This window comes from Priestia sp. SIMBA_032 (assembly GCF_046535215.1).
Taxonomy (GTDB): Bacteria; Bacillota; Bacilli; order Bacillales; family Bacillaceae_H; genus Priestia; species Priestia aryabhattai.
Genome location: NZ_JAWRXD010000004.1, coordinates 494,494 through 509,163 on the forward strand (window position 1 = coordinate 494,494; position 14,670 = coordinate 509,163).

The 14,670-nt window shown below is 38.1% G+C and carries 17 protein-coding genes; 7 read left to right on the forward strand and 10 right to left on the reverse strand.

Features of this window, described 5'->3' with window-relative positions:
* Positions 1–82 precede the first annotated feature (82 nt).
* Positions 83–346 carry a hypothetical protein gene (locus SB717_RS16840; RefSeq protein WP_013057818.1) on the forward strand — a complete coding sequence of 88 codons (264 nt, stop codon included), beginning with the start codon at positions 83–85 and terminating at the stop codon, positions 344–346.
* A 34-nt stretch (positions 347–380) separates the two neighbouring features.
* Here the strand turns inward: SB717_RS16840 and SB717_RS16845 are convergent, their stop codons facing one another.
* From SB717_RS16845 to SB717_RS16855, 3 genes are all read right to left on the reverse strand, one after another.
* The gene (locus SB717_RS16845; protein WP_410904252.1) at positions 381–1,208 is read right to left on the reverse strand and encodes an LCP family protein; all 828 of its coding nucleotides are present in this window, start codon (positions 1,206–1,208) and stop codon (positions 381–383) included.
* A gap of 133 nt (positions 1,209–1,341) precedes the next feature.
* On the reverse strand, positions 1,342–1,884 hold the full coding sequence (locus SB717_RS16850) for a GNAT family N-acetyltransferase (RefSeq protein ID WP_029714405.1): 543 nt from the start codon (positions 1,882–1,884) through the stop codon (positions 1,342–1,344).
* Between the two features lie 102 nt (positions 1,885–1,986).
* A complete protein-coding gene (locus tag SB717_RS16855; RefSeq protein WP_016764790.1) occupies positions 1,987–2,400 on the reverse strand; it encodes a hypothetical protein in 414 nt (137 codons plus the stop codon).
* A gap of 181 nt (positions 2,401–2,581) precedes the next feature.
* On the opposite strand from SB717_RS16855, the gene SB717_RS16860 reads away from it, so the two are divergent.
* Both SB717_RS16860 and SB717_RS16865 read left to right on the forward strand, forming a co-directional pair.
* On the forward strand, positions 2,582–3,361 hold the full coding sequence (locus SB717_RS16860) for an undecaprenyl-diphosphate phosphatase (protein WP_025751115.1): 780 nt from the start codon (positions 2,582–2,584) through the stop codon (positions 3,359–3,361).
* A gap of 1 nt (position 3,362) precedes the next feature.
* A complete protein-coding gene (locus tag SB717_RS16865; protein WP_025751114.1) occupies positions 3,363–3,701 on the forward strand; it encodes a hypothetical protein in 339 nt (112 codons plus the stop codon).
* Between the two features lie 29 nt (positions 3,702–3,730).
* Here the strand turns inward: SB717_RS16865 and qoxD are convergent, their stop codons facing one another.
* The 6 genes from qoxD to SB717_RS16895 form a co-directional block, all read right to left on the reverse strand.
* Positions 3,731–4,039 (reverse strand): cytochrome aa3 quinol oxidase subunit IV, encoded by a 309-nt coding sequence (gene qoxD / locus SB717_RS16870; RefSeq protein WP_013057824.1) that lies wholly within the window; start codon positions 4,037–4,039, stop codon positions 3,731–3,733.
* Between the two features lie 3 nt (positions 4,040–4,042).
* Entirely contained in the window at positions 4,043–4,651 is a 609-nt protein-coding gene (gene qoxC / locus SB717_RS16875; protein ID WP_192994219.1) for a cytochrome aa3 quinol oxidase subunit III, read from the reverse strand.
* The gene (qoxB, locus tag SB717_RS16880; protein ID WP_410904253.1) at positions 4,651–6,594 is read right to left on the reverse strand and encodes a cytochrome aa3 quinol oxidase subunit I; all 1,944 of its coding nucleotides are present in this window, start codon (positions 6,592–6,594) and stop codon (positions 4,651–4,653) included. The genes qoxC and qoxB overlap by 1 nt, the downstream gene beginning before the upstream one ends.
* Positions 6,595–6,640: 46 nt before the next feature.
* A complete protein-coding gene (gene qoxA / locus SB717_RS16885) occupies positions 6,641–7,594 on the reverse strand; it encodes a cytochrome aa3 quinol oxidase subunit II (protein ID WP_013057827.1) in 954 nt (317 codons plus the stop codon).
* A gap of 566 nt (positions 7,595–8,160) precedes the next feature.
* Positions 8,161–8,739, reverse strand: coding sequence for a hypothetical protein (locus tag SB717_RS16890; protein ID WP_013057828.1), 579 nt, complete (start codon positions 8,737–8,739; stop codon positions 8,161–8,163).
* A gap of 307 nt (positions 8,740–9,046) precedes the next feature.
* The gene (locus tag SB717_RS16895) at positions 9,047–9,394 is read right to left on the reverse strand and encodes a rhodanese-like domain-containing protein (RefSeq protein WP_033580561.1); all 348 of its coding nucleotides are present in this window, start codon (positions 9,392–9,394) and stop codon (positions 9,047–9,049) included.
* A 383-nt stretch (positions 9,395–9,777) separates the two neighbouring features.
* Here SB717_RS16895 and SB717_RS16900 point away from each other — a divergent pair, with 383 nt between their 5' ends.
* Entirely contained in the window at positions 9,778–10,242 is a 465-nt protein-coding gene (locus SB717_RS16900; RefSeq protein WP_410904254.1) for a hypothetical protein, read from the forward strand.
* A gap of 57 nt (positions 10,243–10,299) precedes the next feature.
* Here the strand turns inward: SB717_RS16900 and SB717_RS16905 are convergent, their stop codons facing one another.
* Complete coding sequence (locus SB717_RS16905; RefSeq protein WP_410904255.1) at positions 10,300–10,452, reverse strand: hypothetical protein; 153 nt, start codon at positions 10,450–10,452, stop codon at positions 10,300–10,302.
* Positions 10,453–10,956: 504 nt separating this feature from the next.
* Between SB717_RS16905 and SB717_RS16910 the strand changes: the two genes are divergently transcribed.
* From SB717_RS16910 to SB717_RS16920, 3 genes are all read left to right on the forward strand, one after another.
* The gene (locus SB717_RS16910; protein WP_071273048.1) at positions 10,957–11,388 is read left to right on the forward strand and encodes a PAS domain-containing protein; all 432 of its coding nucleotides are present in this window, start codon (positions 10,957–10,959) and stop codon (positions 11,386–11,388) included.
* A gap of 301 nt (positions 11,389–11,689) precedes the next feature.
* A complete protein-coding gene (locus SB717_RS16915) occupies positions 11,690–12,049 on the forward strand; it encodes an ArsR/SmtB family transcription factor (protein ID WP_028414427.1) in 360 nt (119 codons plus the stop codon).
* Between the two features lie 31 nt (positions 12,050–12,080).
* Entirely contained in the window at positions 12,081–14,639 is a 2,559-nt protein-coding gene (locus SB717_RS16920) for a heavy metal translocating P-type ATPase (RefSeq protein ID WP_410904256.1), read from the forward strand.
* The last annotated feature ends 31 nt before the right edge of the window (positions 14,640–14,670 follow it).

Here is a 14,670-nt window from a genome sequence, read left to right on the forward strand (position 1 = left end):
ATAATAGATTTCTAGGAAGAGAACGTTTATAATATTCTTTGAAGTTTTACTTTTAGAAAGATTCACTAATGGAGGAAGAAATATGATTGTCAACTATAAAAACCAAGCAACCGGCCATCGCATGAATAACGGCTGGAATCTTTTCTATGCGTCAAACTTAACGATGTGGCGCAAAGATGAAAAGTATTTGCTTTTAGATGAAAACCAAGATGTAGTGATGATCTTTGGCTTTAAAAAAGACGAAATCATTCTAGATAAATTGCAAACGTGGGGCTATACATTTGGTGTCCATCCAGAGAAAAAACAAATTTCCTGCTTGCAGCGTCAAGAAGAAATTGGTGAATAAAAAGAGGGCTGAATTTTTTCAGCCCTCTTTTTTATTAAGGGGTTTGTTGAAACATAGCGCTCAGCTGCTTTTTTTCAGATGGTTTTACAACATAATACCATGTACCATCTACTATTTGTCCTTCTCCTTTTACCGTTACCGTTTCGAAATCAGGCCGTCCATTCTTAATGACGTTATACATCGTAAATGCATCGCTGACAACAATATTCGTTTGGATATGCTTTTTTGCGAGCGTGAGAAGACTTGGAATATTTTTCACCGTTGACATGTTCATTCCCTTATCTAATAGAGCTTCCACCACTTGACGTTGGCGATTGTTTCTTCCTAAATCACCTTTTGGGTCTTCATGTCTCATCCGTACATAGGCAAGAGCTTTTTCACCGTTCAACGCATTTTCTCCTTCAGGAAAGATAAATGAATCAAACACAAAAGGAAACGGGTTATTCACGTTCACGCCGCCAAGTTCATCGACTACATCTTTGAACCCCTCCATATTTACTTTCACATAATAGTCAACGTCAATATCTAAAAAATCCTCAACCGTGCGCACGGTTAAAGGAATGCCTCCGTATCGATAAGCATGGTTAATTTTCTCATCCGTCCCTTTTCCATCAATGTGCACGCGCGTATCTCTAGGGATCGGCATAACCTTTGCTTTATTATGGCTTTTATCTAAATTGACCACCATTAATACATCTGAGCGGCCCGTATCGCCTGGCCTTTCATCTACGCCCATAACGAGTACATTAAACGAATGAGGCTGCTCTTTAGCAGATGTTTGATGCTGATAGACAATTCCAAACCCAGCGGTTCCTAAAAGCAAAATACATGCCGCTAAGATGCCTACTTTGTATTTTTTCATTCATACGGCCTCCTTTACACATCACTTACTCTCTATATGCCTTAATGAATGAAAATTTATACCTTCTTGAGGAAATTTAAGCACACGTCAAAAAAGCCCGCTTGTTGGGAAGCTGGCTTTTCACTAGTAGATGTTAGCTTGATTTTTGATGCACATCACGCTGTACCCATTCACTTTCTAACATACTCATTTCAATTAAGCTCCAGTACTGTCCATCTACAAGCCGGACATCTCGAAGAAGGCCTTCACGTGTAAAGCCAATTCGTTCATAGGACTGAATCGCCCGCTCGTTAAAATCAAAGACGCCGAGCGAAATTCGATGAAGACCCAGTTCTTCAAAACCGAAAGCTAACACTTTTTCAAACATGTGCGAGCAAAGCCCTTTTCCTCTATACTTTTCACCAAGCAGCACTCGGCCAATTCTTCCTGTTTTATGATAATAATCAATATGAGCCAGAGAAATATGCCCAATAAGCTGTTCATTTTCATCTATGACGGAAAAAGCATAGGTAGAAGCACCATCTTCATTTGCATATCGAATGTAGTGTTTTAACTGTCTAGGAGTAAGCGGAAAAGAAAAGCTAGAGCCACTCCATTGCACCATAAATGACTCAGAGGGAATCCAATCCATTAGCTGTTTAAAGTCTTTTTTGGAGAACGGTCGTAGAGCTATCACATAATTCTCCCCCTTAATTATTTCTGACTTTTCTAAATATATTACATTTATCATAATAAACTGTCAACTATCTATGTAAAAAAAAGCCATCATTTCGATGACTTATAGCTGTAATGCTTTTCTGAGAAGAGTTAAATCATGAGTAAATTCAAAAAAATAGGTTCTATTTTCATTGTCAAATACCATCATGATTGGCTTTTGATTTGGCTCAAGAACAAATATAACTTCACTTGCCAGCGTGTTGACCGCACTATTTTCAATTTTTACGGCTGGATCAAGAGGTACTTTAACAAGATAGCCTTTTTTAGGAAGCGGACTTGCCTTTTTATATAAACCAGTAATGGACGCAATACTTTTTTCAGCTTCTTTTTGAACATTTGGAGGTTTGAGCGTTGAACGAACGACTCTGCCCGTTTCAATTTGAAATATCTCTACTTTTGGCTGTTCAGCACTTACTGCCTGCGGAAAAATAAAAGCAGCGAATACGACGCATACAGCCACCCATTTTCGTATCATTTTTAGCACCTCTTTCCGTAGTGGATGAGATGGAGATAAGAATGGTCGTCTCTTCTTATACTATGACCTATTTTTATGTATTTATTTCACTAAATGAATGCCTATACTTCCATGTTTTTGTCATGTTCTTAGAACTTCCTCTATACACTACTAATAAGGACACGCTGTATGAGGTGATAAGATGTCGTGGTTTGAAGCATTTATTTTGGGAATCATTCAAGGGCTTACAGAGTTTTTGCCGATAAGCAGCACGGGGCATTTGTATTTAGGGCGTCACTTATTTGGCTTAGACGATGCAGGATTGTATTTAGATACGATGCTGCATATGGGCACTCTGCTTGCTGTGTTTGTCTTTTATAAGCGTGAGCTATGGCATATTATTCGTCATCCCTTTAGCAAGCTTACAGGGCTTTTAGTGATAGGAACGATCCCTGCAGTTGCGATTGGTCTTTTGTTCAAAGACTATTTTGACAGTATTTCTAAATCTGGTTTAACGATTGGCTGGGAGTTTCTTGCGACAGGACTGCTGTTATGGTTTGGTGATTCCGTAAAAAATGGCTATAAAAAAATGGATCATATTTCATACGGAGATGCCTTTTTTATCGGCTCATTTCAAGCAGCTGCGATATTCCCTGCTGTATCCAGGTCAGGTTTAACCATGGTAGCTGCGTTAATGCGAAAATTAGACCGTGAAACAGCCGCTTACTTTTCATTTTTATTGTCGACTCCCGCCATTTGCGGAGCGGTGTTACTTCAGTTAAAAGATGTAGTCACAGGTGAAGTCGAGCAGCTTTCCGTTTTCTTTTTATTCGTCGCCACCCTTTCATCTGCTTTATTTGGTTATGTAGCGGTAAAATGGATGATCAATTATTTAAAGCATCATTCATTAAAAACGTTTGCGATTTACGTTTGGATATTAGGTGCAGTCGTGCTGGTTTGTCAGTTTACGGGGGTGTTTTAAGATGAAGATAAAAGTCCGGACGCTTTTTTTAGTATTGTTTTTTGCCGGCATTTTAGTCGTGACAAGCTACGTTGATAGCAATTCCCAGCAGTCGTTTGACAGCTTATCTCACCTTTCACTTGATGGAGGAGCTGTTGAAACCTCTGCAGATGAAGACGAGGCGGAACAATTAAACATGTCGGTCAAAGAAGTTCATGTTAAAACAGAAAAAAGAGGCGGATACCAAATTGAAGTGTACGAACAAGTAAATGTTTATAGAGATGATAAAGGAAAAGTAGTAAAAAAAGTTCCCACGGGAGAATATCAAACGTTGAAATATAAACTGAATGAAAAAAAATAAACCACTTACCGAAGTAAGTGGTTTTATTTTTAATGGTTAAAGTGAGCTGCAAGAATCCACAGTGTACCAACAACGATACAAAGTGCAATAAAGAAACTGTAAAGAATATTTGCAACCTGTACTTTACCATTTTCACTTTCAGTCATGTGCATGAACATTACTAACTGCATTGCTGCTTGTAATAACGCTAGGATCATGATAAGAGTCATCGTAATGCTTCTTGATAGATCAGCTAGCACTACTAAACCAAGCGCTGCGAATGTTAAGGCTAGTGAAAGGATAAGCCCAAATACATGACTAAGCGGAAAACCTGCTTTTTGGCCTTGTTTATTTTCCATGTCTTATCCCACCAATCCGTTCAAGTATACAAGCGTGAAGATGAAGATCCATACAACATCAAGGAAATGCCAGTATAAACCGATAATAAATACTTTACGAGCAGTAACAGGTGTTAATCCTCGTCTTACTAATTGAATGATAATGCTGATTGCCCAGAAGACACCGACTGTTACGTGAAGACCGTGTGTTCCAAGTAGTGTAAAGAATCCTGATAAGAAGGCGCTTGTTTGCATTGTTGCACCTTCGTGAACTGCGTACATATAAAACTCACGAATTTCGTAGAAAAGGAATCCTCCACCAAGGAGAAGCGTAATAACAAACCAGACTAAAAGTCCTTTTAAATCACTATTACGCATTTTAAATACTACAATCCCCATCGTGAAACTACTGAATAGTAGTAGCAGCGTTTCAATCATAAAATCTTTAACTACAAATAAGTCTTCTGCAGTAGGGCCACCCGCTGTGCGCGTATGATACGTTAAGTACGTTACGAACAGCGTAGAGAACAACGCGATCTCGGCGCCTAAGAAAATCCAGAATCCAAGGATATTCAGGCGACTTTGTTCTTCTTGGTATTCTAACGGCAATGATTTATCTAAATGTCCTGCCATTATTTGTCACCCCCTGTAATTCCTTCAACCTTCTTGATTTCATCTACTTTTACATAGAAGCCCGGATCATAATCAAATGAACGAATAAACATACAAGCAAAAATACCTGCTAAGCCGAAGATTGCCATTGGAATCCATTCAAATACTAAGCCAAATCCACCGATAAACCAGAAAATACCTGAGATAAACGGCACGCCAGAGTTGCTAGGTAAGTGAATTGGTTTTAAGTCTTCTGCTTTAATTTCTGTTTCATTATGTTTTTTCATGTGCCAGAATGCATCCATTTCTTTCACATGAGGAATTACTGCAAAGTTGTAAGCTTGAACTGGTGATTTAGTCCACCACTCAAGTGTACGACCATCCCAAGGATCGTTTGCAGTGTCGCGTTTGTTTTTCCATGCACTGTATAATAAGTTAACTACTAATACGAAGAAGCCAAGACCCATTAAGAATGCACCGATTGTTGAAACTAAGTTTAGTCCATTCCAGCCAAGGTTGTCTGCGTAAGTTTGCATACGACGAGTCATACCGTCTAAACCTAGGAAGAATTGTGGGAAGAAACATACGTTAAATCCAACAACAAAAATCCAGAATGAAATTTTTCCTAATTTTTCGTTCAGCGTGTGACCGAAAATTTTCGGATACCAGAAGTATAAACCTGCGAAACAGCCAAACACTGTACCAGAGATTAATACATAGTGGAAGTGAGCGATTAGGAAGTAACTGTTATGATATTGATAATCGGCTGATGCCATCGCAAGCATAACCCCTGTTACCCCACCGATTACGAAGTTTGGAATAAACGCTAATGACCAAAGCATCGCAGTCGTAAATTTGATACGGCCTTTATACATTGTAAAGAGCCAGTTAAAGATTTTAACTCCGGTTGGTACGGCAATTAACATCGTTGTGATTGAGAAGAACGAGTTAACTGACGGTGAGTTACCCATTGTAAAGAAGTGATGCACCCATACAAGGTAACTTAAGAACGCGATACCGACCATTGATACGACCATTGCTTTATAACCGAATAAGTTCTTGCGAGAATGTGTACTGATAACTTCTGAGAAGACACCGAATACCGGTAAAATAACGATATATACTTCAGGGTGACCCCAAATCCAGAATAAGTTAGCCCACATCATTGGAAGACCGCCGTTAGCCATTGTAAAGAAGGCTGTTCCGAATACACGGTCAAGTGTCATAAGTGCAAGCGCTACTGTTAATACAGGGAACGCGAAAATGATAATAATTGATGTGATGAAGATTGACCAAGTAAACATTGGCATTTTCATCATTGTCATGCCAGGGGCACGCATTTTTAAAATTGTTACAAAGAAGTTGATACCAGTCATTAATGTACCAGCACCAGCAATCTGTAGTGAAACGGCATAGAAGTTATTTCCGATACCCTCACTGAATTCTTTACCTGCAAGCGGGAAGTAACTTGTCCAACCTGCATCAGGAGCTCCTCCAATTACGAAAGAAAGGTTAAATAGCATTGCTCCCATAAAGAATGTCCAGAAACTAATTGCGTTTAAGAACGGATACGCTACGTCACGCGCACCAATTTGTAATGGAACGATTACGTTCATTAGTCCAATAATAAATGGCATTGCCATGAATAAGATCATGATAACACCGTGAGCCGTGAAGACTCCGTTGTAGTGATGTTCATCTAAAATGTTCATACCCGGGAATGCAAGCTGCATACGCATCATGATTCCATCGATTCCGCCGCGGAAAAGCATTAATACAGCTGAAAGGATGTACATGACACCGAGTCTTTTATGGTCAACTGTTGTTAACCATTCTGTCCATAACCATTTCCATTTCTTGAAATATGTTAAGACAAAAACGATACCGATGACCGTCATAGCGATTGCTGCGTCAGCAGCGTAAATCATAGGTTCGCCAGTGACGAAAAATTCATCTAGCTTCATTATGTCTTCCCCCAATCATTACGTTATTTAGTGTAATAAATGAATGTTATTCATGATTTGAGTGATCCATGTTTTCCATTTCTTCATTACTCGTTTTTTCGTCTTCTTTCATCTTGCTGTGATCATGTCCTGTACCACGTTCTAGCTCTTTTCCAGGAATGTATACATCTTTTGCATGGTCAATCCATTTTAAATGTGTACCGTTGTAAGTTTGACGACCAACAACGCCTGGGCTTAGGATTTGATCATATTTCTTTTCAGTCAATTTACCAGCTGTGCCTTTTACATCACTAACCCACTCTTTGAAGTCTTTGTCCGTTTGAGCTTGAACTTCGAACTGCATTTGAGTGAAATGTTCACCCGAGAAGTTAGCACTACGTCCCATATAAGAACCAGGCTTATCAGCTTCTAAGTATAATGGCATTGACATGTTGTTCATCGAATATTTCTGTCCGCCAAGTTCTGGTACCCAGAATGAGTTCATAGGTCCTTGAGCCGTTAACTCAAATTTCACTGGCGTATCTGCTGGAATGTTTACGTAGTTAACCGTCTCGATATTTTGTTCCGGATAACTGAAAATCCATTTCCAGTTTGCAGATGTAACGTGAATCACGATTGGATCTTTATCCTTTGATTCTGCCGGTACTTCTTCTGCAGAGTAGATCGCTTTAACAGTTGGCACTGCTAATAGAATTAAGATGATGATTGGGAACGCTGTCCAAATAACCTCCATCTTTAAGTTACCTTCTTGCTCAGGTGGCTCATAGTCCATGTTTTCAGGTTTTTCACGATATTTGACAAGAACAAATATAAAAATAGCAAATACGACAACAACCACGATCAACATCATCCACATAGACCAAATGATTAAATCAGATTGCGTTTTTGCAACAGGACCTTGCGGGTTCAATACAGCAAGTTTTGAACAACCGCTCAAAAATACTAGTGAAAGCGCAGATAGTAAACCTACTAGCTTCCAAAATCCTTTTTTTGGTTTCACTTAAAACTCTCCTTTCTAACAACACATGATGCGAAGCCTATATTGATGAACATTCAAAATGCGCTATCTTTCGCTAGATAACGACATTTTTATACAGACTCTCTTCCCCCTTATTTGTAGGCCACTACTATTGTAATACAAAATGACATTTTTTTCGTCCCTTTTGCTTTATTTTTTTATATTAAAAATATTCTAATATAGTGACTCTACCAATGGGGTTAGAGTGCTTCAACCTTGCGATATTCTATCACATAATTTGGTATGAATAAATGTAAATAAAAGGATTCAGCTCCCATTTCTTAACTATTTCTTTAGGAATAACCGCAAAATTAGCTTTGCATGTTTGCTTCAACATTGATATATCAATACACATCGACATAATTGAATATTTTGTGACAAATTTTCAAAGAAAATGTGACGTCCTGTATGAAACTTATTTTGCCCGTTAATTCCCCTTTATTTTGTAGCAAATATTTGATTTTTTTGCTTAAAATTCTTTCTTTCGAAAATATGAACAAAACGTGAATTTTTTTAAAAAGCTTTTTATTACAGAAAAAAGCTGCGTATTATTCACGCAGCTCTTGATCCATAAATTCTTTAACCGTGATATCATCCCCTGCTTTATCTAGCAGCGTTGTCGTTGCTGGAAACGGATGTTTAATATGACTCGGTATTTTTTCATACAGCACAAAATAATCACTTTTTGGAACCGCGGCATCAATTGTATATGTATCGTGCACCAAAGCCGCCTTTACTCGCTCAATTTGTTTACTTCTATTTGTCCCTGTAAACAGCGCATAGGTCCCTTTATTTGTATGGATATCATCATAATCCACTAAATTGCTCATTTTGGTACTGACTTCAATACGCAGGCGTTTGTTCCATCCTTGCTTCAATACGGCCATTCCTTCTTTATCACCAGGTATGGAGAATAAGGCTATGTATGTATTAGAGTGATCAACCCGTTTAAAATCTTGCAGCGTAATCCTTGCAGAACCATCAATACTTTCTTTATGCTCCCAATTTCGCAAATGCTGCTGCACACTTGCAGCATTGTTTTCAATCGGATATCGAATCATCTCATATGCAACAATTACAACCGCTATACAAATGAACAGAAATAGCAACCGCTTTATCTTTCGCACATCTATTCACCTTCCTTAGCTTACTCCCCTTTTATGTAATTGCCTAAATTATAACTTCCTATTAAACCTCTGTCTATGCACTAGGAGAACTACGTTGTTTTTTACCACAAAAGGGATTTTTCAAACCTTTTGCCATAAAAATACGCTAAAAGACTCAGTGGCTGTTGAACCAAAAGAAACCGATCTCCACTCCCCTTCTTAATCCTTAAAGTAAAAAAAGATACCCATTTTGAAATGAGTATCGCTTAGCTTATCTATCATAGCCTTCTATATCAAAGTCGTTTAAGGCTTATTTGTCGTTTTTTTATTATACACATCTTTCCGCACACATGTATCCTTTGACCTGATATCCATGTTTTTTTAGCTGCCGAATGCTTAAATTTCGGGAAATGCTGTCAGGAACAATTACGACCACTTCTTTATATGGAATTTCCTCATGCTGTCTCTCTAAATAAGGAAGCGGAATATGGATTGCTTTTTGACAGGGGTTTTGTTTCATTTCATGAAAATGACGAACATCTACATACGAAATCGTTGTAGAAGCACAGTCGACGGTCGTCACTTTCTTTATTCCTTGCACCGGCACATAGCGTTTATAAAAACTGTAACAAATTAATAAAAGTAAAATACCTATGCTCATATATAGTATCGCCATGTTTTCCTCCCAACTAATTTCTATACCCCTGTATGTATACTATATTTAAAAGAAAGAATCAACACAGAAGTACTCTATCTCATTTCTCTCTGTAAGAAAAATGGTCTTTTTACACTTTATTATGAAACCACAATAAAGTGACGAAATCAATCATTATTTATTTTGATTTTTCAAAAGATTTAAATACTAGTAAACAGATCGTTTTTTCTTATTATAATGAAGAAACGCAGAATTTTTATTTTCACTTCCTCTTTTCTCTCCTGTTAAAACTAAGGTTCGCTTATCAGTAATACATTAGAACCAATGTTGCACAAATGTCAGAAAAATGATTCTAAAAGTGAAGGATGCGAGATAGGATAGTATGAACACGTGAAGGGAGAGATATGATGTTTGATTTGTACTATGTTGTATTATTTACAGATCAAGGTGAGGTAGCAGGCACCTGCCCCATCTATATAAGTCCCGAAGAAGACGTTGAAAAAGAACTGGTAAAACATATCACTTTGCATAAACAAAGGCTGCAGTCAAAAAAAGAAAAAGTGTTTTATTTTGACCAGGATAAAGAGGATATGACAGATTTGTCAGGTCACTATGCGCACACCCTTGGATTTACTAACAACGACAGCCAAATTGCAAAATGGCTGGAAGAAGCACATGAAAAGCTGTGCCACACCGGGGAACTTTCTGTGGAGAACGGTTATTTTCAAAGCGCTTTTATGCAATATATTAATCAAAAAAACAATGTTTTAGAAAATTACTCGTACGAAGTTTGTGAGAAATCCGTAAAATTCATCTATCAAGAGAGAGACTATATTGTGATTGGCTCAGAAAAATACGAGTTAACTTAAAAATGCGATATACACAAAAAAGGAAAGCTTCGGAAACGAAAGCTTTCCTTTTTTAGATTAATCTCCATCAAGGTTTGCCCGACAATTGTTATGAGACAAAGAGGTACTTTGTGCTTCATGCTGCTTTTTCTCACCCTGCATTGTTATATCGTCTTTTTCCGTTCTTTCTTTAGCGGTGTGTTTAGTTTTATTTGCTTGGTTTAATGTCATGTTTATTCCCCTTTCTGCTAGGGATAGTGTATGAAAATAATTCAAACACCATAAGAGGAAATGATATGAAAAAGCCACTCTTAAATTGAGTGAGCTTCCTGCCTAAAACTGCTTTTTCTTTTATTGCTGAATCCGCATGAAAGGATATTCTCTATTTTAAATGTTCGTTTCTCGTGCCTTAGTAAGCACCAAGCTTTTACGCTCTGAGGATAAATTTTATACACAATAATAACTCGCTGTGTCAAACATCCTTTATCGTCCATATAAATAATTTCAACAGGTCGTTTTGAAGAATAGCTTTTTTGAAGTAGCTGCCGCATAGAATTCGCTCCTTTAATTTTTATTTTATCGAACGCATGTTCTTTATTCAAGTGTTTTAAACTGAATAATTCTGTAGCTTTTACAGCTTAAACTGGAGAAAAGAGTAGGGAAAATGATAAAAATCATACAAATATTAGGTAATTGTGATATGGTAAAAGAGATTACTTAAGTTGGGAGAGGTGCATGATGGAAAGTAACATACTTAAATGGATCCCCGTTCCTTACTTTCAGTTAAATCAAGAAGGTGAAATCCTTCATTTTTCTAGTCAAGCACATTCTTATTTTTCTTCAGTCTCCAGTCTGTGGAGCATTATTCATAAAGACGACCGGAAACAAGCAATGTGGATGCTGTCACAACACTCTTCATCTAACCCCATCATCAGGCATTTGCGTTTGAGAACGAGCGATGATACATTTATGAATTTTAAATGCACGATTCATTGGAAAAATAATGTAGGGCATTTAGTATGCACCGAAAAGAAAAATGTCAAGGATCCATTAGATGTTGTATTATCTGCTCAATCCTATTTAGAAAACTCGGACAAACGATTAAAAGAGTCAGACAAGGTATTAAATAATTCAGCAGATTTATTATTTAATCGATTAAAACGATAACCAAATGAACATAATTTGCGCTGTATTCGGTTATTTCTCTCATTTTTAAAAGTCATAAAGAAGCTGCCTATAAAGGTGGCTTTTTATTTTTGGAGCGCATTCCAAGCATTCTTCTTCCCCACGCACTATTTAGTGCAGAACACATACACTAATAGGCATACTTTTCATATTTATTTCTCCTATAAGTATGGTTAATTCAAAAATAAAATTCCGAATAATCAATAAATGTTTGAACATTTTTAAAAATTGGCATATATTATAAACAAACAATCATTTGAATGTTTGAATGAAGGAGGAAACTATGCCAAAAGACCGCTGTGATATTTATTGTTTTAACGAAGAAAAAGTGAATCGTATTAAGCCTTCTATCGATGTTGAAGCTGTTCAGGATATTTCTACGATGTTCAAAGCGTTGGGAGATGAAACGCGGCTGAAAATCGTATTGGCCCTTTATAAAGGTGAGGAATTATGTGTATGTGACGTAGCTAACATTGTAGGCTCTACGGTTGCTACTGCTTCTCATCACTTAAGACTGCTGCGAAATATAGGAATTGCCAATTATCGCAAAGAAGGAAAGTTAGCTTTTTATTCTTTAAGGGATGCACATATTAAACAAGTAATTGATATTATGTTTGCTAAAAAAGAGGATGTAACCATTTAAGTTTTTCTTACCGTATAGGGAGTGGGACACAATGAAACACGAAGATAAAAAACATCATCATCATACCGGAAGCTGCTGCAGCGGCCCTTCTTCATCAGAAATTGAGAATAGCCCCTGCTGCTCCTCTTCTTCAGAAGCCGCATCTACTGAAGAACCTTCTTCCTGTAGTACAAAGAGTCACGCACACAGTCACAGCTGCTGTTCAGATACGATTGCGTTAACGACTGATAAAAGCCAGCATTCTTGCTGCGGCGATCACGATATAGCAACCGGCAGTAACATAGAAGAAACGGCTGAATACCGCGTGTATGGAATGGATTGCCCTTCTTGTGCTGCTACGATTGAAAAAAGTTTAAAAACGTTAAGCGATATTCAACACGTAGCAATCAATTACAATACAGGAAAGCTTCAAGTGGCGGCAGCAAGTGAATCAGCTCTGTCACTCATTCCAAACTCAGTAGAAAGACTGGGCTTTAGTATTGAGCCTATTCAATCAAATAAGAAAATGAAAACGTATATGATTGAAGGAATGGACTGCGCGGCTTGTGCGAACACGATTGTGAATCATTTAAAAACGGTTCCTGCTGTCAAAGACGTACGCGTTAACTTTTCAACGGGAAAAGCACAAATTGAGCATGATAATGAAGCTGATGACATTATTAAAGAAGTATCTAAAGCTGGCTACACCGCTACTTTAGTGACCAGCAGCAGGCAGCCTGCTGAATCTCGGCATCATAAAGGCAAAAATGGTCCGATTATCTTTTCAGGTATTCTCATCGCACTAGGTTTTATCGGTTATCATACAGGAATTGCTTCTTATATGATAACTGTACTGTACGCTATTGCCATGATTGTTAGTGGATATAAGCCGGCTAAAAGTGCTTATTACGGCATCAAAAGCCGTTCTTTAGATATGAATGTTTTAATGACCGTTGCGGCACTTGGAGCAGCTGTTATTGGTGAATGGCTTGAAGGCGCTACGGTCGTTTGGCTATTTGCTTTAGGTGTAGCTCTGCAAACAAGGTCGATTGAACAAACAAGAAACTCGATACGAGGTTTGATGGATCTAGCTCCTTCTGAAGCATGGGTAAAGGAAAACGGCCAGCTGATTAAAAAAGCAGCGGAAGATATTTCAATCGGTACTACGATTGTCGTAAAGCCAGGAGATCGAATTCCGCTAGATGGTGAAATTACAAACGGCGAATCCAGTATCAACCAAGCTCCTATTACAGGTGAATCTATTCCCGTTGATAAAGTAATTGGTGATGCTGTTTATGCAGGCACCATTAACGAAAGCGGATCGTTAGAAATTAAAGTAACAAAGCTAGTCGAAGATACGACAATTTCTAAAATCATTCATTTAGTGGAAGAAGCACAGGAGAAAAAAGCGCCGACTCAAGCATTTGTTGATAAATTTGCAACCATTTACACACCTATTGTCTTTATTTTAGCTTTATTCATTATGGTCATCCCTCCCCTGTTTGATGGTGCATGGAGCGAGTGGTTTTACAAGGGACTTGAATTATTAGTTGTGGCTTGTCCATGCGCACTAGTCATTTCTACTCCTGTCGCCATTGTATCTGCGATTGGAAACGCAGCGAAAAATGGCGTACTCATTAAAGGCGGGACGTTTTTAGAAAAAGCAGGTGCAATCAATGCGATTGCTTTTGATAAAACAGGCACGCTGACTGAAGGAAAACCAGCCGTTTCAGAAGTTGTTTCCCTGGCTGCTGAAGAAAATCAGCTTTTAGCGATAACAAAAACTCTTGAAGACTATTCGAATCATCCCATCGCTCGGGCTATCGTGGATTATGTAGCGGAGAAAAAAGTCGTTTCCTTACAAGGATCAAATTTTAAAATTCTTACAGGAAAAGGCGTGCAAGCAACAATTAAAGACACGGTTTATTACGCCGGTAATACAAAATTATTCTCAGATTTAGGAACACCTCTATCCCAATGCTGGTCTCATATTGAAAAGCTTCAAAACGAAGGTAAAACGATTATTATTGTCGGAACAGCTAAAAGTGTTCTAGGCATTATTAGCGTAGCTGATACCATCAGACATACAACCGTATCTGCTTTAGAAAGCCTCAAACAAAACGGAATGCAGCAAATTGTGATGTTAACCGGTGATAACGAAGGAACAGCTAAAATGATTGCTTCTCAGTCTCGGATAGACCGCTATTTCGCCGACTTGCTGCCTGAAGACAAAGTAAAGGCCATACAGCAGCTTCAACATGAAGGATATCAAACGGCTATGGTTGGAGATGGGATTAATGATGCCCCTGCCCTTGCTACTGCTGATCTTGGCATTGCAATGGGCGGTGCTGGTACTGATACAGCCATGGAAACAGCTGATATTGTCCTGATGGCAGACAATTTAGAAAAGCTTCCTCATACAATGAAGCTAAGTCGCAAAGCGTTAGCTGTTATCAAACAAAACATTTGGTTTTCTATTATTGTTAAAGTCATTGCCTTAGCCTTTATCTTCCCAGGTTGGCTTACTCTGTGGATTGCCGTCTTAAGCGATACAGGAGCAGCGCTACTTGTTATTTTAAACAGCCTTCGCTTACTCAAAATGAAAAAATAAATGGAATCCATAAGCTTTCCAACAGGCGTTG